Source organism: Streptomyces macrolidinus, assembly GCF_023887685.1.
GTDB classification, from domain to species: Bacteria; Actinomycetota; Actinomycetes; order Streptomycetales; family Streptomycetaceae; genus Streptomyces; species Streptomyces macrolidinus.
Map to the genome: position 1 here is coordinate 29,852 of NZ_JAMWMR010000023.1, position 22,359 is coordinate 52,210.

18 protein-coding genes are annotated in these 22,359 nt (G+C 70.9%); 9 read left to right on the forward strand and 9 right to left on the reverse strand.

Annotated features, from left to right (window positions below; genetic code table 11):
- The first annotated feature begins 2 nt into the window (after positions 1–2).
- From NGF19_RS22825 to NGF19_RS22835, 3 genes are read left to right on the forward strand one after another with little or no spacing between them, the layout of a single operon-like run.
- Positions 3–1,127 (forward strand): energy-coupling factor transporter transmembrane component T, encoded by a 1,125-nt coding sequence (locus tag NGF19_RS22825; RefSeq protein WP_252427032.1) that lies wholly within the window; start codon positions 3–5, stop codon positions 1,125–1,127.
- Positions 1,124–2,842: an ABC transporter ATP-binding protein gene (locus NGF19_RS22830; protein WP_252427034.1), complete on the forward strand. Its 1,719-nt coding sequence runs from the start codon at positions 1,124–1,126 to the stop codon at positions 2,840–2,842. The genes NGF19_RS22825 and NGF19_RS22830 overlap by 4 nt, the downstream gene beginning before the upstream one ends.
- Complete coding sequence (locus tag NGF19_RS22835) at positions 2,839–3,660, forward strand: ECF transporter S component (RefSeq protein ID WP_252427036.1); 822 nt, start codon at positions 2,839–2,841, stop codon at positions 3,658–3,660. Before NGF19_RS22830 ends, NGF19_RS22835 begins: the two co-directional genes overlap by 4 nt.
- Before the next feature lie 73 nt (positions 3,661–3,733).
- On the opposite strand, the gene NGF19_RS22840 is transcribed toward NGF19_RS22835, so the two are convergent.
- The 5 genes from NGF19_RS22840 to NGF19_RS22860 form a co-directional block, all read right to left on the reverse strand.
- Entirely contained in the window at positions 3,734–5,770 is a 2,037-nt protein-coding gene (locus tag NGF19_RS22840; RefSeq protein WP_252427038.1) for an RCC1 domain-containing protein, read from the reverse strand.
- Between the two features lie 207 nt (positions 5,771–5,977).
- A complete protein-coding gene (locus tag NGF19_RS22845; RefSeq protein WP_252427039.1) occupies positions 5,978–7,945 on the reverse strand; it encodes an RCC1 domain-containing protein in 1,968 nt (655 codons plus the stop codon).
- Between the two features lie 258 nt (positions 7,946–8,203).
- Positions 8,204–10,174 (reverse strand): RCC1 domain-containing protein, encoded by a 1,971-nt coding sequence (locus NGF19_RS22850; protein ID WP_252427040.1) that lies wholly within the window; start codon positions 10,172–10,174, stop codon positions 8,204–8,206.
- A 258-nt stretch (positions 10,175–10,432) separates the two neighbouring features.
- Positions 10,433–12,409 carry an RCC1 domain-containing protein gene (locus tag NGF19_RS22855; RefSeq protein ID WP_252427041.1) on the reverse strand — a complete coding sequence of 659 codons (1,977 nt, stop codon included), beginning with the start codon at positions 12,407–12,409 and terminating at the stop codon, positions 10,433–10,435.
- A gap of 193 nt (positions 12,410–12,602) precedes the next feature.
- Positions 12,603–13,373: a hypothetical protein gene (locus NGF19_RS22860; RefSeq protein ID WP_252427042.1), complete on the reverse strand. Its 771-nt coding sequence runs from the start codon at positions 13,371–13,373 to the stop codon at positions 12,603–12,605.
- Between the two features lie 207 nt (positions 13,374–13,580).
- On the opposite strand from NGF19_RS22860, the gene NGF19_RS22865 reads away from it, so the two are divergent.
- The 3 genes from NGF19_RS22865 to proP all read left to right on the forward strand — a co-directional run bounded on the left by NGF19_RS22865 (position 13,581) and on the right by proP (position 16,768).
- Complete coding sequence (locus NGF19_RS22865; RefSeq protein WP_252427044.1) at positions 13,581–14,030, forward strand: hypothetical protein; 450 nt, start codon at positions 13,581–13,583, stop codon at positions 14,028–14,030.
- A 543-nt stretch (positions 14,031–14,573) separates the two neighbouring features.
- Positions 14,574–14,993 carry an aggregation-promoting factor C-terminal-like domain-containing protein gene (locus NGF19_RS22870; protein ID WP_252427045.1) on the forward strand — a complete coding sequence of 140 codons (420 nt, stop codon included), beginning with the start codon at positions 14,574–14,576 and terminating at the stop codon, positions 14,991–14,993.
- 242 nt (positions 14,994–15,235) lie between these two features.
- Positions 15,236–16,768, forward strand: a complete 1,533-nt coding sequence (proP, locus tag NGF19_RS22875) for a glycine betaine/L-proline transporter ProP (RefSeq protein WP_372505729.1) — start codon at positions 15,236–15,238, stop codon at positions 16,766–16,768.
- A gap of 97 nt (positions 16,769–16,865) precedes the next feature.
- Here the strand turns inward: proP and NGF19_RS22880 are convergent, their stop codons facing one another.
- The gene (locus NGF19_RS22880) at positions 16,866–17,264 is read right to left on the reverse strand and encodes a hypothetical protein (RefSeq protein WP_252427047.1); all 399 of its coding nucleotides are present in this window, start codon (positions 17,262–17,264) and stop codon (positions 16,866–16,868) included.
- 118 nt (positions 17,265–17,382) lie between these two features.
- On the opposite strand from NGF19_RS22880, the gene NGF19_RS22885 reads away from it, so the two are divergent.
- Entirely contained in the window at positions 17,383–17,787 is a 405-nt protein-coding gene (locus NGF19_RS22885; protein WP_252427049.1) for a DnaJ family domain-containing protein, read from the forward strand.
- A gap of 72 nt (positions 17,788–17,859) precedes the next feature.
- Entirely contained in the window at positions 17,860–18,363 is a 504-nt protein-coding gene (locus NGF19_RS22890) for a GNAT family N-acetyltransferase (RefSeq protein ID WP_252427050.1), read from the forward strand.
- Here NGF19_RS22890 and NGF19_RS22895 read toward each other — a convergent pair.
- Together NGF19_RS22895 and NGF19_RS31010 are read right to left on the reverse strand one after the other, a co-directional pair.
- Positions 18,360–20,426, reverse strand: a complete 2,067-nt coding sequence (locus tag NGF19_RS22895) for an MDR family MFS transporter (protein WP_372505731.1) — start codon at positions 20,424–20,426, stop codon at positions 18,360–18,362. The genes NGF19_RS22890 and NGF19_RS22895 overlap by 4 nt on opposite strands.
- Before the next feature lie 572 nt (positions 20,427–20,998).
- Positions 20,999–21,361, reverse strand: a complete 363-nt coding sequence (locus tag NGF19_RS31010; protein WP_308288516.1) for a hypothetical protein — start codon at positions 21,359–21,361, stop codon at positions 20,999–21,001.
- Between the two features lie 16 nt (positions 21,362–21,377).
- Here NGF19_RS31010 and NGF19_RS31015 point away from each other — a divergent pair, with 16 nt between their 5' ends.
- Entirely contained in the window at positions 21,378–21,611 is a 234-nt protein-coding gene (locus NGF19_RS31015; RefSeq protein ID WP_308288517.1) for a peptidoglycan-binding domain-containing protein, read from the forward strand.
- Positions 21,612–21,640: 29 nt separating this feature from the next.
- Here NGF19_RS31015 and NGF19_RS22905 read toward each other — a convergent pair whose 3' ends face one another.
- A complete protein-coding gene (locus tag NGF19_RS22905; protein ID WP_252427054.1) occupies positions 21,641–22,300 on the reverse strand; it encodes an HAD-IA family hydrolase in 660 nt (219 codons plus the stop codon).
- Positions 22,301–22,359 lie beyond the last annotated feature (59 nt).

Genomic DNA, 22,359 nt, shown 5'->3' on the forward strand with positions numbered 1-22,359 from the left:
CGATGGCACCCCGCCCCCGGCGCGACCGACCGGCCGTGACCGCACCCCGCCCCGCACGCGGCCGACCGGCCGTGCACCCCGGCGCCTGGTGGCTGTGGGCCCTCGGCCTCGGCACCGCCGCCACCCGCACCACCAACCCGATCCTGCTCGCCCTCCTGGTCGCCACCTCCGCGTACGTGGTGGCGGCCCGCCGCACCTCCGCGCCGTGGTCCCGGTCCTACGCGGCCTTCGTCAAGCTCGGCCTCGCCGTCCTCACCATCCGGCTGCTGTTCGCGGTGGTCCTCGGCTCCCCGATCCCGGGCACCCACACCGTCCTCACCCTCCCCGAAGTCCCCCTCCCGCACTGGGCGCAGGGCATCCGGCTCGGCGGCCGGGTCACCGCGGAGGGCCTCCTCTTCGCCCTGTACGACGGACTGAAGCTGGCCACGCTGCTCATCTGCGTCGGCGCCGCCAACGCCCTCGCGAACCCCGCCCGGCTCCTCAAGTCCCTGCCGGGCGCCCTGTACGAGACGGGGGTCGCCGTCGTCGTCGCGCTCACCTTCGCCCCGCATCTGATCGCCGACGTCCAGCGGTTGCGTGCCGCGCGCCGGTTGCGCGGCCGTCCCGACCGGGGCCTGCGCGGGCTGCTCCAGGTCGGACTCCCGGTCCTGGAAGGCGCGTTGGAGCGCTCGGTCGCCCTCGCCGCCGCGATGGACGCGCGCGGCTTCGGCCGTACCGCCGACGTTCCGCCCGCCGTCCGCCGTACCACCACCGCCCTCACGCTCGGCGGTCTGCTCGGCATCTGCGCGGGCACCTATGGCCTGCTGACCGCGGAAGGCGGCGTCTACGGGCTGCCGTTGCTGCTCGCCGGGTCGGCCGCCGCCCTCGCCGGGCTGCGGCTCGGCGGGCGCCGCTCGCCGCGCACCCGCTACCGCCCGGACGTCTGGAACGCGCGGGCCTGGCTGGTCGCCGGTTCCGGCATCACGACGGCGGCGCTGCTGGTCGTCAGCGCCGCGTACGACCCCGCCGCGCTGCGCCCCGGTGTCGTCCCCCTGACCGCCCCGGCACTCCCCCTGCTCCCCGCGGCGGCGGTGCTGCTCGGTCTGCTGCCCGCGTTCGTCACTCCCGCCCCCGAGGAGTCCGTGTGATCCGCTTCGAGAACGTCTCGGTGACGTACGACGGGGCGGCCGAACCCGCCGTCCAGGGCATCGACTTCACGGTCCCCGAGGGCGAACTCGTGCTGCTCGTCGGCCCGTCCGGTACCGGCAAGTCGACGGTGCTCGGCTCGGTCAGCGGACTGGTCCCGCACTTCACGGGCGGCACCCTGCGCGGCCGGGTCACGGTGGCCGGACGCGACACCCGTACCCACAAGCCACGTGAACTCGCCGATGTGGTGGGCACGGTGGGGCAGGACCCGCTGTCCCACTTCGTGACGGACACGGTCGAGGACGAACTCGCCTACGGCATGGAGTCGTTGGGGCTCGCCCCGGACGTCATGCGGCGGCGGGTGGAGGAGACCCTGGACCTGCTCGGGCTGAACGAGCTGCGGAACCGGCCGATCGCCACCCTCTCCGGCGGCCAGCAGCAGCGCGTCGCGATCGGCTCGGTGCTCACCACGCACCCGAAGGTCCTCGTCCTCGACGAGCCGACGTCCGCGCTGGACCCGGCGGCGGCCGAGGAGGTCCTCGCCGTGCTCCAGCGGCTCGTCCACGACCTCGGTACGACGGTCCTGATGGCCGAGCACCGGCTGGAACGCGTCATCCACTACGCCGACCGCATCGCCCTGCTCCCCTCCCCCGGCGCCCGCCCGGTCCTCGGCACCCCGGCCGAGGTGATGGCCGTCTCCCCGGTCTACCCGCCGGTCGTGGACCTCGGCCGCCTGGCCGGCTGGTCCCCGCTGCCCCTGACCATCCGCGACGCCCGCCGCCGCGCGAGCGACCTGCGCGCACGGCTCACGGACGTCGTAGCCCCCGCCACGGACGGCCACAGCCCGCAGGGGAACGCGGTCCCGCACACCGAGCCTCCTCACACCAAGCCGGAGATCCCCGCCCCCCGCCGCTTCCTGCGCCGCCGCCCCGCACACCCCGCCCCCGAACCCTCGACTCCCCACCTGGCAGCGGACGTCAGCGCCCTCGCCGTCCAGCGCGGCCCCGTCAAGGCACTGCGCCACGTCGACCTCACGGTGGCCCCGGGCGAGACCGTCGCCCTCATGGGACGCAACGGCGCCGGGAAGTCCACCCTGCTCTCCGCGCTCGTCGGGCTCGTGCCACCGGCCCACGGCTCGGTACGGGTCGGCGGCACCGTGCCGCACCGCGCGGCCCCGCGCGAACTCGTGCGCCGCGTCGGCCTCGTCCCACAGGAGCCACGCGACCTGCTGTACGCGGACACGGTGGCCGCCGAGTGCGCGGCGGCGGACCAGGACGCGGGCGCGGCCGAGGGAAGCTGCCGGGCCCTGGTGTCCGAACTGCTGCCGGGCGTCGGGGACGACACCCATCCCCGCGACCTGTCCGAGGGGCAGCGCCTGGCGCTGGCCCTGGCCGTCGTGCTGACGGCCCGGCCCCCGCTGCTGCTCCTGGACGAGCCCACGCGCGGCCTCGACTACGCGGCCAAGGCCCGTCTGGTCACCGTGTTGCGCGCGCTCGCCGCCGAGGGGCACGCCCTCGTACTGGCCACCCACGACGTGGAGTTGGCCGCCGAGATCGCACACCGCGTGGTCGTTCTCGCGGAGGGCGAGGTCGTCGCCGACGGCCTCACCGCCGAGGTGGTGGTCGCCTCCCCGTCGTTCGCCCCGCAGGTGACGAAGGTGCTGGCACCGCAGCCCTGGCTCACGGTCTCCCAGGTACGGGAGGCACTGTCGTCATGACACCGCCCCGTCCCCGGCCCGCGCCGGTCCGTCTCGGCCCCCGCTCCCTGGTCGCCCTCGCCCTGGTCAGCGTGGTCGGGGGGGCGGGCTTCACCTGGCCCCTGTTCGCCGATCCCGGCTCCCAGCTCGGCACGCACGCGCAGGACGCACCCTGGCTGTTCGCCGGGCTGCTCGTGCTGCTCGTCGCCGTCGTGGCCGCGACGATCGCCGAGTCGGGGCTCGGCCCGAAGGCCGTGGCCATGCTCGGCGTGCTCGCCGCGACCGGCGCGGCCCTGCGGCCCATCGGCGCCGGAACCGCGGGCCTGGAGCCCATGTTCTTCCTGCTGGTCCTGAGCGGGCGCGTGCTCGGGCCCGGCTTCGGGTTCGTGCTCGGCGCCGTGACCATGTTCGCCTCCGCACTGCTGACGGGCGGGGTCGGGCCGTGGCTGCCGTTCCAGATGCTGTCCATGGGCTGGTTCACACTGGGCGCGGGGCTGCTGCCGGGCGCCGACCGGCTGCGGGGCCGCGGCGAGGTGGCGATGCTCGCGGCGTACGGGTTCCTGGCCTCGTTCGCCTACGGCACGGTCATGAACCTCTCCGGCTGGCCCTTCATGGACGCGCTCGCCTCGAACGTCGCCTACGACCCGCACGCCGGTCTCGCCACCAACCTCAGCCGCTTCCTCGCCTACTGCCTGGCCACCTCGCTGGGTTGGGACCTCGGCCGCGCCACGGTCACGATCGTCCTGACCTGCTTCCTGGGCCCCCCGGTCCTCAGAGCCCTGCGCCGCGCGACCCGACGGGCGGCCTTCGAGAGCCCGGTCACGTTCGAACCGCGCTAGCGTTCCATGCCGCGCGCCCCGCTCCGAAGTGTCCGGAGCGGGGCGCGAAGCATGCGATCTGTGAAGCGTGTCCCTATGCGTCTTCGGCTACGCGGTGGTGGTGGCCGCCGTCATGGTCGTCGCAGCGGTCGCCGCCGTAGACCTTCTTGTGGCCTCCGTGGTGCTTGCGGCAGTGCTCCTTCTCCTTCTCCCTCTTCTTCTCCACCTTCACGATGATGGTGGCGGTCGCCTCGTTGCTGGTGACCTGAAGGCCCGTCGGGTCGGTCGCCGTGGCGTGCGCGGTGTTGGTGACCTCGCACCGCATCACCTGATGCTTACCGTGGCCCTTGCCCTTGTCCCCGCCACGCTCCTTGGCCTGCTTGCACGGCGTGACGTCGGCACGCGTGATCGTGTGACTGCCGTGACAGGTCGTGCTCTGGCCGGGGGCCAACGTGGTCGTGTCACAGGTGACCTGGGTGACCAGGTCGTCCGTGACCGTCACGTTGTGCAGTTCGGTGTTGCCGGTGTTGGTGACCATGTAGGCGTACTCGACCCGGTCACCGACCCTGAACGGACCCTCCGAGACAACCCGCTTGTCCAACGTGAGAGAGGCCACCGGTACCACCGCGACCGTCACCGTGACCGGTTCGGACACCGAAGCCGGACAGTCACCCATGCCCTGGAAGTGGGCGGTGATCTCGTGGGTTCCCACGCCGAGGTCGGTCGTGGTGAGAGTCGCATTGCCCTGGGCATCGACCGTGGCGGTGCCGATCTGGGTCGTGCCGTCGAAGAAGATCACCTCACCACCGGTGGGAGTGCCGGAGGTGCAGGTCACGTGCGCGGTCAGGGTGACCGGTTGGCCGGGGGCGGCCGTGGTCGGGGAAGCTGTGAGCGTGGTAGTGCTTGCCGCTCTCACGGCCAGCGCCAGGCTGTGGTAGTTGCCGGCGGCGATGGCGGTGGCGTGGACGCCCGCAGGAAGGAGCGTCTCGACCGGCGTGCTGCTGCTGGCGGTGGTGCCGTCCCCCAACTCCCCGAAGCGGCCGTTGCCCCAAGCGAGGACGCGGCCGTCGGACGTCAACGCCAGACTGTGATCGTAGCCTGTGGCGACAGCGGTGGCCTGGGTGCCGACGGGAAGGAGCACTTCCACCGGTGTGCTGCTGTTGACGGTAGTGCCGTCCCCCAACTGCCCCAAGCCGTTTCGCCCCCAGGCAAGGACGCGGCCGTCGGACGTCACAGCCAGACTGTGGTAGCCGTTGTTGCCGGCGATGGCGGTCGCCCTGGTACCGGCGGGAAGGAGCACCTCGACCGGCGTGCTGCTGCTGGTCGTGGTGCCGTCCCCCAACTGCCCGAAGCCGTTGTCCCCCCAGGCGAGGACACGCCCGTCGGGCGTCAACGCCAGACTGTGATCGAAGCCGCCGGAGATGGCGGTGGCCTGGGTACCGGCGGGGAGGTGCACCTCGACCGGCGTGAGGCGATTGGTGGTGGTGCCGTCCCCCAACTGCCCGCTGCCGTTGTCCCCCCAGGCGAAGACGCGACCGTCGGACGTCAACGCCAGACTGTGGCGTTGACCGGCGGCGACGGCGGTCGCCTGAACACCGGCGGGAAGGTGCACCTCGACCGGTGTGCTGCTGCTGGTGGTGGTGCCGTCCCCCAACTGCCCGACGTTGTTGAGGCCCCAGGCGAAGACACGGCCGTCGGACGTCACAGCCAGACTGTGGAGGCCGCCTCCTGCGATGGCGGTGGCCTGAGTACCGGCGGGAAGGTGCACCTCGACCGGTGTGCTGCTGCTGACGGTGGTGCTGTCCCCCAAATCTCCTGCGCTGTTGTCCCCCCAGGCGAGGACGCGGCCGTCGGAGGTCAACGCCAGACTGTGGAAGAAGCCGCCGGCGATGGCGGTGAGCTGGGTGCCGGCGGGCAGGTGCACGTTCACCGGCGTCGTGCGGTCGGTGGTGGTGCCGTCCCCCAACTGCCCGAATTCGTTGTAGCCCCAGGCGAGGGCGATGTCGGTCGGCGGGGACTGTTGCGCGCTCGCGGACGGGGCCGCAAGTCCTGTCAGACAGAGTGCGGCGACCAGCGCGGCCACCAAGGCGGCCAGGGCGGCGCGCGCACGGCCGCCCTGCTGTGGTTTCAAGGAATGGGAAGAGATTCTCACGCCCCTCGTACTACGGGGACCCTTCCGCAACTCCCCGGACGACACCCCGGGCCACCACCCGAAACCCCCCGGCTGGCGCTCCCCGCACCGCCGCATCAGAGGCAGCGTCGCTGGACGCCCCACGCCTCGCGCCCCGCTCGGAGTGTCCGGGCGGGGCGCGAGGCGGTGTTCTACGAGACGTGCCTGTTATGCCTGTTGGGCCGCACGACGGTGGTGACCGCCGTGGTCATCACACCTGTCGCCCCCGTAGACCTTCTTGTGACCATGGTGCTTGCGGCAGCGCTCCTTCTCCTTCTCCTTCTCCACCTTCACGATGATCGTGGCACTCGCCTCATTGCTGGTGACCTGAGCACCATCCGGCCCGATCGCCGTCGCGGTCGCGGTGTTGGTGACCTCGCACCGCATCACCCGATGCCTGCCGTGACCCTTCTCCCCACCACGGTCCTTGGCCGACGTGCACGGGGTGACATCGGCACGGGTGATCATGTGAGTACCACGGCAGGTGGTACTCGCGCCCGGGGCGAGCGTGGTCACATCACAGGTGACCCGGGCGACCAGGTCGTCCGTGACCGTCACGTCGTGCAGGGTGACACCGCCGGTATTGGTGACCGTGTACGCGTACTCGACCCGGTCCCCGACCTTGAACGGACCTTCCGAGACAACCCTCTTGTCCAGCGTGAGGGACGCCACCGGTACCACCGCGACGGTCACCGTGACCGGCTCGGAGACGGACGCCGGACAGTCCGCGTTGCCGAGGTAGTGGGCCGTGATCTGGTGGATGCCCAGACCGAGGCTCGTCGTGGTGAAGGTCGCGTTGCCCTGAGCGTCGAGGGTGGCACTGCCGATGAACCTGTTCCCGTCGAAGAACTCGACAGTGCCGGTGGGCGTGCCGGAAGTGCAGGTCACATGCGCGGTCAGGGTGACCGGCTGGCCGGGGGCAACCGTGGTCGGGGAGGCCGTGAGCGTGGTGCTGCTCTCCGCCCTCACCGCCAGCGCAAGACTGTGGAGATAGCCGCCGGCGATGGCGGTGGCGTGGACTCCGGCAGGAAGGAGTGCCTCGACCGGCGTGAGGCGTTCGATGGTGGTGCCGTCCCCCAACTGCCCGAAGAGGTTGTCGCCCCAGGCGAGGACGCGGCCGTCGGACGTCAACGCCAGACTGTGGAAGCCGCCGGCGGCGACAGCGGTGACCTGGGTGCCGGTGGGAAGGAGCGTCTCGACCGGCGTGAGGTGAGTAGTGGTGGTGCCGTCCCCCAACTGTCCGAAGCCGTTGTTGCCCCAGGCGAGGACACGGCCGTCGGACGTCAACGCCAGACTGTGCGCGTCTCCTCCGGAGATGCCAGTGACCTGGACACCGGCAGGAAGGTGCACCTCGACCGGCGTGAGGCGATCGGTGGTGGTGCCGTCCCCCAACTGACCGGAGGAGTTGAAGCCCCAGGCAAGGACGCGGCCGTCGGACGTCAGCGCCAGACTGTGAAGGTCACCAGCGGCGATGGCGGTGACCTGAACACCGGCAGGAAGGTGCACCTCGACCGGCGTGAGGCGATCGGTGGTGGTGCCGTCCCCCACCTGCCCGTAGCGGTTGAAGCCCCAGGCGAGGACACGGCCGTCGGACGTCAACGCCATACTGTGGAGCAGGCCGGCGGCGATGGCGGTGACCTGGGTACCAGCAGGAAGGTGCACCTCGACCGGCGTGAGGCGATTGATGGTGGTGCCGTCCCCCACCTGCCCGGAGGAGTTGTAGCCCCAGGCGAAAACACGGCCGTCGGACGTCAACGCCATACTGTGCTCGCCGCCCGCGGCAATGGCAGTGGCGTGGACACCGGCGGGAAGAAGCGTCTCGACCGGCGTGAGGCGGTCGGTCCTGGTGCCATCGCCCAACTCGCCTTGGCCGTTGAGGCCCCAGGCGAGGACACGGCCGTCGGACGTCAGTCCCAGGCTGTGGCGTTCGCCGCCGGAGACGGCGATGAGCTCTACGCCGGCGGGAAGGTGCACGTTGACCGGCGCGTCGCGCTGGATGGTGGTGCCGTCCCCCACCTGCCCGAAGTCGTTGATGCCCCAGGCCAGGGCGATGTCGGTCGGCGGGGACTGTTGCGCGCTCGCGGACGGGGCCGCAAGTCCGGTCAGACAGAGGGCGGCGACCAGGGTGGCCAGCATGGCCGTCAGGGCGGCGCGCGCACGCCCTCCCGGTCCAGGTCTCAAGGTATGGGAAGAGAATCTCACCCCCTTCTCCTACAGACCCCTTGGGGAGCAACCCCGGACGACACCCCGTCCCACCACCCGAAACCCCCCGCCCGGAGCCCCCGACACCGCCGCATCGGAGGCAACACCCTTCAGCGGCTTCACCTCACGCACCCGCGCCCCGCCCGGAGTGTCCGGACGGGGCGCGCAGCGGTGTTCTACGAGACGTGCCTGTTACGCCTGTTCGGCTACGCGACGGTGGTGACCGTCATCGCACCTGTCGTTGCCGTAGACCTTCTTGTGGCCGTGGTGCTTGCGGCAATGCTCCTTCTCCTTCTCCTTCTTCTTCTCGACCTTCACGGTGATGGTGGCGGTGGCCTCGTCGCTGGTGACCTCGTCGCCGTTCGGGTCGATCGCGGTCGCCTGCGCGGTGTTGGTGACCTGACACCGCATCACCTGATGCTTGCCGTGCCCCTTGTCACCGCCACGCTCCTTGGCCGTCTTGCACGGAGTCACGTCGGAGCGGGTGATGGTGTGGCTGCCGTGACAGGTGGTGCTCTGGCCGGGCGCGATCGTGGTCGCGTCACAAGTGACCCGGGCGACCAGGTCGTCCGTGACCGTCACGTTGTGCAGTTCGGTGTTGCCGGTGTTGGTGACCGTGTAGGCGTACTCGACCCGGTCCCCGACCTTGAACGGACCTTCCGAGACAACCCGCTTGTCCAGCGTGAGGGCCGTCTGCGGGGCCTCCTCGACGGTCACCGTGACCGGCTCGGAGACGGAAGGCGGGCAGGTGCCCTCGCCCTGGAAGCGGGCAGTGATCTCGTGGGTGCCCAGGCCGAGGCTGGTCGTGGTGAGGGTGGCATTGCCCTCGGCGTTCACCGTGGCGGTACCGATCTGGGTGGTGCCGTCGAAGAAGACCACCTCACCACCGGTGGGCGTACCGGCGGTGCAGGTCACGTGCGCGGTCAAGGTGACCGGCTGACCGGGGGTGACCGTGGTCGGGGAGGCCGTGAGCGTGGTGCTGCTCGCCTCTCTGACAGCCAACGCCAGACTGTGGTAGGCACCGGCGGCAATGGCGGTGGCGCGAGTGAAGGGGGGAAGGTGGACCTGGACCGGCGTGCTGCTGTCGGTGGTGGTGCCGTCTCCCAACTGCCCGGAGACGTTGTACCCCCAGGCGAGGATGCGACCATCGGACGTCAACGCCAGACTGTGGTAAGCGTTGGCGGAGATGGCGGTGACCTGGACACCGACGGGAAGGTGCACCGCGACCGGCGTGAGGCGGTCGGTGGTGGTGCCGTCCCCCAACTGCCCGAAGTTGTTCTCGCCCCAGGCGAGGACGCGGCCGTCGGACGTCAACGCCAGGTTGTAGTACCAGGCTGAGGCGATGGCGGTGACCTGAACGCCGGCGGGAAGAAGCACCTCGACCGGCGTGCTGCGGTTGGTGGTGGTGCCGTCCCCCAACTGCCCATAGAAGTTGTTGCCCCAGGCGAGGACGCGGCCGTCGGACGTCAACGCCAGACTGTGGTAGGCACCGGCGCCGATGGCGGTGGCCTGGGTCCCGGCGGGAAGGTGTACTTCAACCGGGGTGGTGCGTTGGGTGGTGGTGCCATCTCCCAACTGCCCAGCGCTGTTGTTGCCCCAGGCGAGGACGCGGCCGTCGGATGTCAACGCCAGACTGTGGTAGCCGCCGCCGGAGATGGCGGTGGCCTGCACGCCGGCGGGAAGATGAACCTCGACCGGCGTGCTGCGGTTGGTGGTGGTGCCGTCCCCCAACTGCCCATATGCGTTATAGCCCCAGGCGAAGACGCGACCGTCGGATGTCAGCGCCAGACTGTGGTACTGACCGCCGGAGATGGCAGTGACCTGCACGCCGGCGGGAAGAAGCACCTCGACCGGCGTGCTGCGGTTGGTGGTGGCGCCGTCCCCCAACTGCCCGTAGCCGTTGTTGCCCCAGGCGAGGACGTGGCCGTCGGTCGTCAGCGCCAGACTGTGGAAGGAACCTGCGGCGATGGCGGTGAGCTGAACGCCGGAGGGAAGGTGCACGTTGATCGGCATGCTGCTGCTGGTGGTGGTGCCGTCCCCCAACTGCCCGAAGTCGTTGTTGCCCCAGGCGAGGGCGATGTCGGTCGGCGGGGACGGTTGCGCGCTCGCGGGCGGAGCCGCGAGACCGGTCAGACAGAGCGCGGTGACCAGCACGGCCAGCACAGCAGTCAGAGCGGCGCGCGCACGCCCTCCCGGTCCAGGTCTCAAGGTATGGGAAGAGAATCTCACCCCCTTCTCCTACAGACCCCTTGGGGAGCAACCCCGGACGACACCCCGTCCCACCACCCGAAACCCCCCGCCCGGAGCCCCCGCATCCCCCGCATCGGAGGCAACACCCTTCAGCGGCTTCACCTCCCGCACCCGCGCCCCGCCCGGAGTGTCCGGACGGGGCGCGCAGCAGCGATCTACGAGGGGTTGTTCTTATGCCTGTTGGGCTGCGCGACGGTGGTGGCCGTCATCGCACCTGTCGTTGCCGTAGACCTTGTGGCTGCCGTGGTGCTTGCGGCAGTGCTCCTTCTCTTCCTTCTCCTTCTTCTTCTCGACCTTCACGGTGATGGTGGCGGTGGCCTCGTCGCTGGTGACCTCGTCGCCGTTCGGGTCGATCGCGGTCGCGTGCGCGGTGTTGGTGACCTGACACCGCATGACCTGGTGCTTGCCATGCCCCTTGTCACCGCCACGCTCCTTGGCCGTCTTGCACGGAGTCACGTCGGCGCGAGTGATCGTGTGGCTGCCGTGACAGGTGGTGCTCTGGCCGGGGGCCAACCTGGTCACGTCGCAGGTGACCTGGGCGACCAGGTCGTCCGTGACCCTCACGTTGGTCAGGACGGTGTTACCGGTGTTCGTGACCGTGTAGGCGTACTCGACCCGGTCCCCGACCTTGAACGGACCTTCCGAGACAACCCGCTTGTCCAGCGTGAGGGAGGCCTGCACCTCTTCGACGGTCACCGTGACCGGTGCGGAGACGGAGGCCGGGCAGTCACCCATGCCTTGGAAGCGGGCGGTGATCTCGTGGGTGCCCAGGCTGAGGCTGCTGGTGGTGAAGGTGGCGTTGCCCTGGGCGTCGACGGTGGCGGTGCCGATCTGGGTGGTGCCGTCGAAGAAGACCACCTCACCACCGGTGGGGGTGCCTGTGGTGCAGGTGACGTGCGCGGTCAAGGTGACCGGCTGGCCGGGGGCAACCGTGGTCGGGGAGACCGTGAGCGTGGTAGTGCTCGTCCCTCTGACAGCCGACGCCAGACTGTGGAGGCCGCCCGCGGAGATGGCGGTGGCGTGAACATCGGCAGGAATGAGCGTCTCAACCGGCGTGAGGCGGGTGATGTTGGTTCCATCCCCCAACTGCCCGAAGGTGTTACCACCCCAGGCAAGGACGCGGCCGTCGGACGCCAACGCCAGACTGTGCACGTTTCCTGCGGAGATGGCGGTGACCTGGGTACCGACAGGAAGAAGCGCCTCGACCGGCGTGAGGCGATTGGTGGTGGTGCCGTCCCCCAACTGCCCGCTGCTGTTCAAGCCCCAGGCGAGGACACCGCCGTCGGACGTCAACGCCAGACTATGGCGGCTGTCGTTTCCTGCGGCAACAGCAACGGCGTGGGTGCCGACGGGAAGGTGCACCTCGACCGGCGTGAGGCGATTGATGGTGGTGCCGTCCCCCAACTGCCCGAAGGCGTTCCACCCCCAGGCGAAGACACGGCCATCCGACGTCACCGCCAGACTATGGCCTTCGCCGCCAGCAACGGCCGTGGCCTGGACGCCAGCGGGCAGCAGCGTCTCGACCGGCGTGGTGCGGAAGATGGTGGTGCCGTCCCCCAACTGCCCCAGATCGTTTCGCCCCCAGGCGAAGACACGGCCATCCGACGTCACCGCCAGGCTGTGGCGTTCTCCGGCCGCGATGGCGGTGATCTGGGTGCCAGCGGGAAGGTGCACCTCGACCGGCGTGAGGCGGTTGGTGGTGGTGCCGTCCCCCAACTGCCCGTTGACGTTTTCACCCCAGGCGAGGACGTGGCCGTCGGACGTCAACGCCAGGCTGAAGTTGAGGCCTGCGGCGATCGCGGTGACCTGGGTGCCGGCGGGAAGGTCGACCGTGACCGGCGTGAGGCGATCCGTGAGGGTGCCGTCCCCCAACTGCCCGAAGAAGTTGCCTCCCCAGGCAAGGACGCGGCCGTCGGATGTCAACCCCAGACTGTGCTCGCCACCGCCGGCGACGGCAGTGAGCTGGGTACCGGCGGGAAGGTCGACCGCGACCGGCGTGTTGCGGTTGGTGGTGGTGCCGTCCCCCAACTGCCCGAGGTCGTTGAGCCCCCAGGCGAGGGCGATGTCGGTCGGCGGGGACTGTTGCGCGCTCGCAGGCGAAGCCGCGAGCCCGGTCAGGCAGAGCGCGGCGACCAGGGTCGCCACCATGGCTGTCAGAACGGAGCGCGCACGGCCTACGGGCCGTGGTCTCGGAGAAGAAGAGGAGGAAAATGTCACGCCCCTCCTCCTACAGACCTCCGCGAAAGGCCCTCGGCCGACACCCCGGCCCAACGTCCAAAACCCCCCGCCCGGAGCCCCACGCACACCGCCGCTCGGCGTCGGCCTCGGGCCTCAGAGACCTCTACGCGCCCTCAAGCGCCCCGCGCACCGTCGCGATCCGCCCCTCATCCCACTCCACCCTCGGGTCGGGTTCGAGGAAGGAGAGGGCCACCGCGACGACGCCCAGCGCGGGCTGTGACCATTCCACCGGCTCGGCCGCACCGAGGACACCGGCCCTCGGCCGCCGCTCCGCGAGGTCCGGCAGGGAGCGTGCGGTGATCACGAAGCCGCGCATGGTCGCGCTGACCTGGGCCGCCAACTCATCGAATGTCGCGCCCAGTTCAGGGCGCAGCCGCAGGCCGAGCAGAGCCGCCAGTTGCTCGTACGACCGCGTGATGCCGTCGATCAGTCCGCGTTCCGCCGTGGCGAGCGCGGCCTGGACCTCGGTGCGCAACTCGCCGTCGGCGAGGCTGAGGAAGGTCGCGTGCAGGGCGATGTAGGTGCGCCACTGCGGTGAGGCGTGCATGGCCTCGAAGTCCCGCAGCGCTCCCTGGCGCAGCAGTTCGACGAGGAGCGCCCGGCGGCCTTCGGGGGTGCGGAACTGGTCGAGCCGGTCGAGCGCGAGCCGTCGTACCGCGTCCTCGGCGACCGTACCGTCCGTGCCGATCGCGGCGGGCGCGGTCGCGGCGATCGCCTTGAGCAGATCGCTGAAGAACAGGTCCTTGTAGGGCCAGCGGCGGTAGACGGCACTGCGGGCGACGCCCGCGTCACGGATGACGTCCTCGAAGCCGATGTGTTCCAGACTGACCGTCAGCCCGGTGGCATCGATCATCGCCATGGCGGTGTCGAGCATCCGCTGCGCGGTCTCCGTGTCCGTCAGTCTGCGACGGCGCCGGGTCAGTCCTGTCGGGCCCGCAGAACCTGTCGAACCTGTCGGAGATTGCTCGTTGGTCATCTTGCCTCTACCCTTCCCCATAGCTACTTGAGACAAGATATCCCAAGTCTCGTCACTGTCGCGACGCGATGCGATGCGACACGACACAACACCGCGAGGAGATCCATGACCACGCAACACCTCCCCACCTCCGTCCGCAACGCCGCCACCGCGCTGTACACCGCCGCCGCCCTGTCCTTGGTCGCCGCCGCCACCGTCGTCGCCGACCAGGCCGCGGGTGACGGACTCGCCGGTAAGCTGCGCGACACCTACCCGCACCGCAGCCCCGGCGATGTCTCGATGGCCGAATCCAGCATCCTCACCTACCTGTTCACCCTCGCCGCGATCGGCGCCGCCTTCTTCGTCTGGATGGCGTGGGCGAGCAAGCGGGGCAAGCGGTGGGTGCGCAAGGCGGGCGCGGCGACGGTCGTCGTGGGAACCGCGCTGTCCGTCTACCACTTCACCCAGCCGCACCCCCTGGTGATGACACTGGCGGGCCTGCTGCCCTGCCTGGCCGGACTCGTGGGGCTGGCACTGCTGTGGCGAACGGAGGCCGCGGCACACTTCGCCGCGTGACCTCACCGGGGTACGGGCCTGGCGATCCGGCGCGCCAGGCCCGGCGGGCAGGCGGCTTCGCGCCCGCGCCTTGAGCCACAACTCCCGTGCGCGGGGCGCCAACCACGGCTCGATCCCTTGCACGTGCAACGACAGCCACCATCCGACTCCCGCCGCGGCGACTCGACGCGCGCGACGCAGGCCACACCGCCCCCTCCCGCTCCGCGCCACCGTCGCCGACTCGCCGTGACACCCTCCGCGCGAACCCCTACGCGACCACGGCCATCTACGAATCCGGGTCGTAGTCCGATCGCCTGACATGCGCGCGCCGGTCCCGCCTCGCGACCCGCATATCGAGGCGCAGGTCACATAAGCGAATTACGCCGCCAATGCGACCACAACCAGTAAGAGGGGTCATTGCGGACGTCGCCGACCGGCTGTTTCTCTGGAACCCGCCGCCAGACGTCGACCGACCCGCCCGGGTCACGGCGTCAACGCGTACCCACCACACCCCGCGTGGTCCGGGTCCGCGGGCGGCCCTTGTCCCCGGACGAAAGGTGTTCTGTGTCTGTCTCCGTGATCCGCAGCATCGCTTCTCCGAAGAAGGCCATCACCGCCGTCGCCGTCGTCGTCGCCACCACTGGTGTCGGGCTCGTCTCGACGCCCGCACATGCCGCCGCCCCCGCCTCGGACGCCTCCTCCGCCAAGTCGATCGCACGTCGGATGATCAAGGACCCCGCACAGTACAGGGCGTTCCACAAGATCGTCTCGCACGAGAGCGGTTGGAACACGCACGCCAAGAACCCGTCCTCGGGCGCGTACGGCCTGGTCCAGGCGCTGCCCGCCCACAAGATGGCCTCCGCCGGCTCCGACTGGAAGACCAACCCGGCCACCCAGATCAAGTGGGGCCTGAAGTACATGAACTCCCGCTACGGCAGCCCCGTCGCGGCCTGGCGCTTCTGGACCACCCACCACTGGTACTGATCCCGGCACCGCTCCGACCGAGCGCGCACCGATCCGCGAAGGCGGCGGCCCCGACCCGGGGTCGCCGCCTTCGGCGTGCGTCAACCGCGCGAACGGCGCGGTTCCACCCCTGAGGCGCGATAAGGGTCACAATCGGGACGGTTCGCGGTGGCGCGGCGAGGGTCCGTCGCGCCTGCACAGGCCACGTTTACGTACAGAACGCATCGAGTCGGCCACGCTCCGCCAGGGCGATCCCGCCCCCTATGGTCGCCTTTCGGCCCGCTCCTCGTGATGGGCCGTGGTCCGTCGCCCGGCGGCGGGCCCTTGTCCCTGTCCCCGTCGAAAGGCAGGCGAGCGGTACCTTGCCGACCGTCGCTCCATCCACACCCGCAGCGTCCACCGCCTCTCAGGCCTCGGCTCCCGCCTGGGCCACCGAGAAGGCCACCGTCACCGACCCCGCGCTGGTCAAGCGCGCCGTGAAAGCCGCCGCGCTCGGCAACGCGATGGAGTGGTTCGACTTCGGCGTCTACAGCTATATCGCCGTGACGCTGGGCAAGGTGTTCTTCCCCTCCGGCAACCCCACCGCGCAGTTGCTGTCGACCTTCGGCGCCTTCGCCGCGGCCTTCCTGGTCCGCCCGCTCGGCGGCATGGTCTTCGGGCCGCTCGGTGACCGCGTCGGGCGGCAGAAGATCCTCGCGCTGACGATGATCATGATGGCGGCGGGCACGTTCGCGATCGGCCTGATCCCCTCGTACGCGGTGATCGGCGTCGGGGCGCCCGTTCTGCTGCTGGTGGCCCGGCTGGTGCAGGGGTTCTCGACCGGTGGTGAGTACGCGGGCGCGTCCACGTTCATCGCCGAGTACGCGCCGGACAAGAAGCGTGGCTTCTTCGGCAGTTGGCTGGAGTTCGGCACGCTCGCCGGATACATCGGCGGCGCGGGCCTCGTCACCTTGATGACCGCGCTGCTGTCCTCCGCGGACATGGTGGCCTGGGGCTGGCGGATCCCGTTCCTGATCGCGGGCCCGATGGGCATCATCGGCCTCTATCTGCGGCTGCGCCTGGAGGAGACCCCGGCGTTCGCGGCGCAGGCCGAGAAGGCCGCGAAGGCTCGCAAGGCGGCCCGTAAGGCCGGGAAGACCGCGACCGAGCACCGCAAGGTGCCGCTGCGCGAGATGGTCGTCGGGCAGTGGCGGGCACTGCTGCTCTGCATGGGCCTGGTGCTCGTCTTCAACGTCACCGACTACATGCTGCTGTCGTACATGCCGAGCTATCTGACCAGCGAGTTGAAGTACGACGAGACGCACGGACTGCTGGTCGTGCTGGGCGTGATGGCGACCATGATGATCGTGCAGCCGTTCGTGGGCGCGCTGACCGACCGCGTCGGCCGCCGCCCGGTGATCGCCGCGGGCTGCGCGGGCTTCCTGCTCCTCTCGGTGCCCGCCCTGCTGCTGATCCGCCAGGGCAGTCTGCTCGCGGTCGCGCTGGGCATGGGCGCGCTGGGCCTGCTGCTGGTCTGCTTCACCGCGTCGATGCCGGCCGCGCTCCCGGCACTCTTCCCGACACGGGTGCGCTACGGCTCGCTGTCGATCGGCTTCAACATCTCCGTGTCGCTGTTCGGCGGTACGACCCCGCTGGTGGTCACGGCGCTGATCGGCGCCACCGGGAACATGATGATGCCCGCCTACTACATGATGGCGGCGGCCGTGATCGGCGGCATCGCGGTGTGGTTCATGACGGAGTCGGCGGGCCGCCCGCTGCCGGGTTCGGCACCGTCGCTGGAGCGCGCGGAGCACTGAGCGGGACGGGAGGTACGGCCGTCCGTGCGGACGACACGGCCGTACGTCCCGTTGCCGGGCGACGCTCAGGCCTCAGCCCTCAGCCCCCTCAGCCCCCTCAGCCCTCGTGATAGAAGCCCACGTTCACACTGCGCGGGGCGCTGCGGTCCTGGATCACCAGCTCGCCCGAGCCGCCGTGCGGAAGCCTGGCCGTGCCGCCGTACGGCAGGGGCTGGGGCGGCTGGTGCCCGCCCAGGATCAGGCGGACCTCGGAGGCCGGCTCGGGCTGGGAGCCGCGCAGCCAGCTCACCTGCCAGCCTCCGTCGGGGCCGCACTGGAACTCCAGGTGCACCCGGGAGACGAACAGCCAGTCCTCGGGGGGCGCGAGGCGGCATACGGAACGGTCGCGGCCCACCCGGAGCGCGGCGCCCGGTTCGCTGGGCGCATCGGCCATGAGCATGCCGGCCGTCGCCCCGGCGTCCGCCTCGGCGACGGTGGCCATGGTGAGTTCGAGCACGTGCGCTCCTCCGGGATGAGGCGGTCAAGTGTCTTGCGCGTGAGGGGTGTTGACGTACTGCGGCGGCATGATAGTTCGACTCGGCGCCCCGTAGAGTGATGTACGGCACAATGGACCCATGACCGAGCGCAAGCCACCCGGCGTCAGCTTCGAGTCCTACGTCGACAAGCAGATCCGCGACGCGGAGGCGCGCGGGGAGTTCGAGAACCTCCCCGGCGCGGGTCAGCCCGTACCGGCCGTCACGGAGACCCAGTACGACGAACTGTGGTGGATCAAGCGGAAGATGGCCCGCGAGGGCGTCTCCGTCCTGCCGCCCGCGCTGGCCCTCCGCAAGGAGGCGGAGGACACCCTGGAAGCCGCCGGGGCGGCGCCGTCCGAGGCCGCGGTACGACGGCTGATCGAGCCCCTCAACGCCAAGATCCGCGACATGATGTTCAAGCCGCCGCCGGGCCCGCCGCTGGGTCTGAAGCCGTACGACGTCGAGGAGATCGTCCAGCGCTGGCGCGCCCGCCGCGCGGACTGAGCGCACCTCACGCCCCGGCCGCCTCGCATATCCGGTTGCGGCCCCCGTCCTCCGGCTTCGACCATGCCCGTCATGACATGGACCGTTGCCCGAGAACCCCATGACTCACCGGTGGCCGCGGCGCTGTGGCGCGCGTACTACACGGAGGTCAGCGACCGCTGGTACCAGCTCCACGAGAACCGCTCGACCGATCCGGAGGAGCTGGAGCGCGAGATCGCCGCCGACACCGGGGAGTATCTGGCGCCCCCGACCGGCGCCCTGTTCGTGGCGCGCTGGGCGGGCGAGCCCGCGGGAACGGCGGGCGTACGGCTGCTGGACCCGGCGACGGCCGAGCTGAAGCGGGTCTTCCTGCACGAGGCACTGCGTGGCCGGGGCGGCGCGGCGCTCCTGGTGTCCGCCGCCGAGGACGCGGCTCGCGCGCTGGGCGCCGACCGGATCGTCCTGGACACCCGCGGCGATCTGGTGGAGGCCCGCTCCTTGTACAGCCGCCTCGGCTACGCGGAGACCGCGCCGCACAACGACAACATGTACGCCGAGCACTGGTTCGCGAAGCGGCTCCGACAGCGGCTCTGCTAAGGCTCCCGTGGCCGTTCCGCGTCCGAGCCGCACATCTCGGCGGTCAGGACCTGGACCAGTCGGCTCAGATCGGTCGGCCGGTCCGGGCCCCACCAGTCGCCGAGCAGTTCGGCCAGGGACTCCTCCCGGGCCCTGGACAGCCGCTCGGCGGCCTCGTAGCCCTGCTCGGTGAGGACGAGGTCGAGCCCCTCGCGCACCGCCAGGCGTCTCTCCTCCACCTGCCGCGCGGCCCCGATGATGACGTTCAGCGGGACCATGCTGCGCTCGGCGAGCACCCCCGGCTCGGCCCAGCCGTATCTCATGATCCGCAGCAGCAGCCAGCTCGCCGCGGGCAGCAGGTCGTACCCGGCCCGCCGGGTGATCTTCTCGTAGATCGCGCGCCGCCCCTCGCGCTCGCTGAGGACGGACAGCGCCCGGCACACCTCGTCGTACGACGAGCGCTGCACCGGATTGGTCGCCAGCGTCTCCGTCCCGTCCGGTGCCGTCACCGAGCCGCGCAGCGGGTCCTCGCGCAGGAACCACGCCAGGGCGAAGCCGAGGAGGGCGACCGGGGCGGCGTACAGGAAGACATCGGTGATGGAGACGGCAAACGCGTGCAGCACGGCGGGCCGGACATCCGCGGGGAGCGTCGTGATGCCCCGCGGGTCGGTCTTCAGGGTGTCCGTGGTGACGCCCGGCGGGAGCGGCCGACCGGCCAGCGCCGCCGTGAGCCGGCCGCCGAGGTGGCCCGCGAAGAGCGTGCCGAACACGGCCACCCCGACGGAGGCGCCGATGGAGCGGAAGAAGGTGGCGCCGGAGGTGGCGACGCCGAGGTCCTCGTAGTCGACCGCGTTCTGCACGACCAGCACCAGGACCTGCATCACCAGGCCGAGGCCCAGACCGAAGACGAAGAAGCAGCCGCTCATCACGGCCGTGCTGCTGTGCTCGTCGAGCCGGTGCAGCAGGAGCAGCCCGACGGTCGTGACGGCGGTGCCCGTGACCGGGAACACCTTCCAGCGGCCCGTGCGGCTGACGAGCTGGCCGGAGCCGGTGGAGGACAGCAGCATCCCGAGCACCATCGGCAGCATGTGGACACCGGACAGGGTCGGGGTGATGCCGTGGACGATCTGCAGGAACGTCGGCAGGTACGTCATCCCGCCGAACATCGTGAAGCCGACGATGAAGCTGATGATCGCGGCGAGGGTGAAGGTGCGCACCCGGAAGAGCTTCAGCGGCAGGACGGGTTCGGCCGCCCGGCGTTCGACGAGCACGAAGGCCACCAGCAGCACGGCGCCGAGCACCACCAGCCCGATGACCTGCGGCGAGCCCCAGCCCCAGGTCGTGCCGCCGAGGGAGGCCACCAGGACGAGACAGGTGGCGACGCAGGCGATGAGGAAGGTGCCGAGGTAGTCGATGACATGCCGCGCGGACTTCCGCGGGATCTTCAGCACCGTCGCGATCACGAGCAGGGCGACGATCCCGAGGGGCAGATTGACGTAGAAGACCCAGCGCCAGCTCAGATGCTGGGTGAACAGGCCGCCCAGCAGCGGTCCGAGCACGCTGGTCGTCCCGAAGACGGCGCCGAAGAGCCCCTGGTAGCGACCGCGCTCCCGGGGCGTGACGATGTCGCCGACGATCGCCATCGACAACACGATGAGCCCGCCGCCGCCCAGGCCCTGAAGGGCACGGAAGGCGATCAGTTCGAGCATGTTCTGCGCCACGCCGCACAGCACGGAGCCGATCAGGAAGATCACGATCGCGGCCTGGAACAGCTTCTTGCGCCCGTACTGGTCCCCGAGCTTGCCCCACAGCGGGGTCGCCGCGGTCGACGCGAGCAGATACGCGGTGACCACCCACGAGAGGTGTTCGAGGCCACCGAGGTCACTGACGATGGTGGGCAGCGCGGTCGACACGATCGTCTGGTCGAGCGCCGCGAGCAGCATGCCCGTCAGCAGCGCGCCGATGGAGACGAGCACCCCGCCGGGCACGCGCTGTTCCGCGGCCTTGCCTCGCGTGACGCCCGTCGGTCCGGCCGCCGCGGGTGCTCCTGCCTCGGCCGCCCTGCCCTCTGCGTCACCGGTCATCAAGATCTCCTGTAGACGATCCTGCCTCCATGCAGCCCCCATCCTTGCCGCTATGGCCTCATATGGCCTGTTGAGCCTGTTGAGGTGCCTACCGAGGAGCCTGCGAGGACCGAGAGGAAGCGGAGATTCAGGGGGCGGACGGGAGATTCCGTGCGGAAGGTCTGCATAATCTCTGGAGTTCGGCGGGAGGGGACCGAGGGCGTGAGTGGATCGAACGGACAGGCCTGCCCGAAGTGCGGGGCGCCGCGGCGGCCGGACGGCACGCCGTCGTGCGGATGCACCCGACGGGCGTCCGACGCGCTTCGGGACGCGCGGACGGCGCAGGCGGCAGCGGCGGAGGACTTCGATCCACTGCGGATCCGGCCGTACGTGGATCTGCCGGTGACCCCGGCCGAGCCCGCGCGGGAGGCCGCGCAGGAGTCCGCGCCGGACGAGACGATACGACTCGGCGCCGTACCGGGACCGGAGGAGATACCGGGGCGACCGGAGCGACAGGACCCGGCGGCGACGGCACGGCTCGACGCCATCCCCGCGGACTCCTCAGAACCGTACGAGCCCTCGGAGCCCTCGGGTCACCGGAAGCCGCGGCGCCGACAGCGGCGCACCGTGTTGCTGGCCTCCGGTGGGGCCGCCGTCGCGATCGCGGCGGCTGCCGCCTTCGCCGGGAGGCTGTTCTCGTACGACCCGCCGCAGCGGGACGAGGCACGGCCGGCCGACGTACGGGCGAGCGTGCCGGAGTCGTCGCCGTCGCGGCAGCCGTCGGCCACGACGTCCACGGCGCCCGCGGCGACCCCCACGGCGAGCGCGACCTCGTCACCGAGCGCGAGCCCGACGCCATCGGAGTCGCCGTCGAGCGCGTCCCCGAGCCCGTCCGCCGCGGCCACGTCGAGCACGACCCCGACGCCCACCGCGTCCACCCGTGCGCCGTCGCCCACCGCCCCCGCGGGCCAGGTGCAGAGCGGCCAGGTCCTGCGCCAGGGCGACCGCGGCCCGGAGGTCACCGAACTGCAGCTACGCCTGCGCCAGTTGAACCTGTACACCGGCCCGGTGAACGGCAACTACGGCTGGCGGGTGGCCCGCGGCGTCGGCACCTACCAGGCGGCACGCGGCGTCACCCAGGACGAGCCGGGGGTGTACGGCCCGGCGACGCGGGCGATGCTGAAGTCGGAGACGAGCGGACGCTAGAGCGTCCGTGATGACGTCCGTACTTACGGTCAGCCGACGTGGACGTGGATCATCCCGTTCGCCGCGGCCTCCACGCGCACCCGCGTGAGGTCCGCGGCCAGGATGTCAGGGCCGTGCGCCGCGGCCCGGGGGCCGACGCCGACCACCCGCATCCCGGCGGCACGCCCCGCCGCGATGCCCGCGCCGGAGTCCTCGAAGACGAGGCAGTCCTCGGGCGCGACGCCCAGCTCGGCGGCGCCCTTGAGGAAGCCCTCGGGGTCCGGCTTGCTCGCCCCGACCGACTCGGCGGTGATCCGCACCTCGGGCAGCCCGAGGCCCGCGGCGGCCATGCGCGCGGTGGACAGCGCCACGTCCGCCGAGGTCACGAGGGCGTGCGGCAGCCCGGCGAGGGAGGCCAGGAAGGCGGCGGCGCCGGGGACCTCGACCACGCCGTCCATGTCGGCGGTCTCCTCGACGAGCATGCGGGCGTTGTCCGCGTGGTTCTGTGCCATGGGGCGGTCCGGCAGCAGTACGGCCATCGACGCGTACCCCTGCCGCCCGTGCACGACCTTCATCACCGCGTCGCCGTCCAGCCCGTGCCGCCCGGCCCAGCGACGCCAGCAACGCTCCACGACGACATCGGAGTTGACGAGGGTGCCGTCCATGTCGAGCAGCAGCGCGCGGGTGGTCAGCAGGGTCGAGGCCGTCATGGGCAGGGCTCCAAGGCATGGGGAAGGGGCCGCCAGGCGGCCCCGAGGACAAGGCGGCC

What these genes read in the sequence shown, in the direction of transcription:
- NGF19_RS22825 (WP_252427032.1), top strand. Translation starts at nt 3, where the DNA reads ATGGCACCCCGCCCCCGGCGCGACCGACCGGCCGTGACCGCACCCCGC.
- NGF19_RS22835 (WP_252427036.1), top strand. Translation starts at nt 2,839, where the DNA reads ATGACACCGCCCCGTCCCCGGCCCGCGCCGGTCCGTCTCGGCCCCCGC.
- NGF19_RS22845 (WP_252427039.1), bottom strand. Translation starts at nt 7,945, where the DNA reads ATGCTGGCCACCCTGGTCGCCGCCCTCTGTCTGACCGGACTTGCGGCC.
- NGF19_RS22855 (WP_252427041.1), bottom strand. Translation starts at nt 12,409, where the DNA reads ATGGTGGCGACCCTGGTCGCCGCGCTCTGCCTGACCGGGCTCGCGGCT.
- NGF19_RS22860 (WP_252427042.1), bottom strand. Translation starts at nt 13,373, where the DNA reads ATGCTCGACACCGCCATGGCGATGATCGATGCCACCGGGCTGACGGTC.
- NGF19_RS22865 (WP_252427044.1), top strand. Translation starts at nt 13,581, where the DNA reads ATGACCACGCAACACCTCCCCACCTCCGTCCGCAACGCCGCCACCGCG.
- proP (WP_372505729.1), top strand. Translation starts at nt 15,236, where the DNA reads ATGGTCGCCTTTCGGCCCGCTCCTCGTGATGGGCCGTGGTCCGTCGCC.
- NGF19_RS22885 (WP_252427049.1), top strand. Translation starts at nt 17,383, where the DNA reads ATGACCGAGCGCAAGCCACCCGGCGTCAGCTTCGAGTCCTACGTCGAC.
- NGF19_RS22890 (WP_252427050.1), top strand. Translation starts at nt 17,860, where the DNA reads ATGACATGGACCGTTGCCCGAGAACCCCATGACTCACCGGTGGCCGCG.
- NGF19_RS22895 (WP_372505731.1), bottom strand. Translation starts at nt 20,426, where the DNA reads ATGACCGGTGACGCAGAGGGCAGGGCGGCCGAGGCAGGAGCACCCGCG.
- NGF19_RS22905 (WP_252427054.1), bottom strand. Translation starts at nt 22,300, where the DNA reads ATGACGGCCTCGACCCTGCTGACCACCCGCGCGCTGCTGCTCGACATG.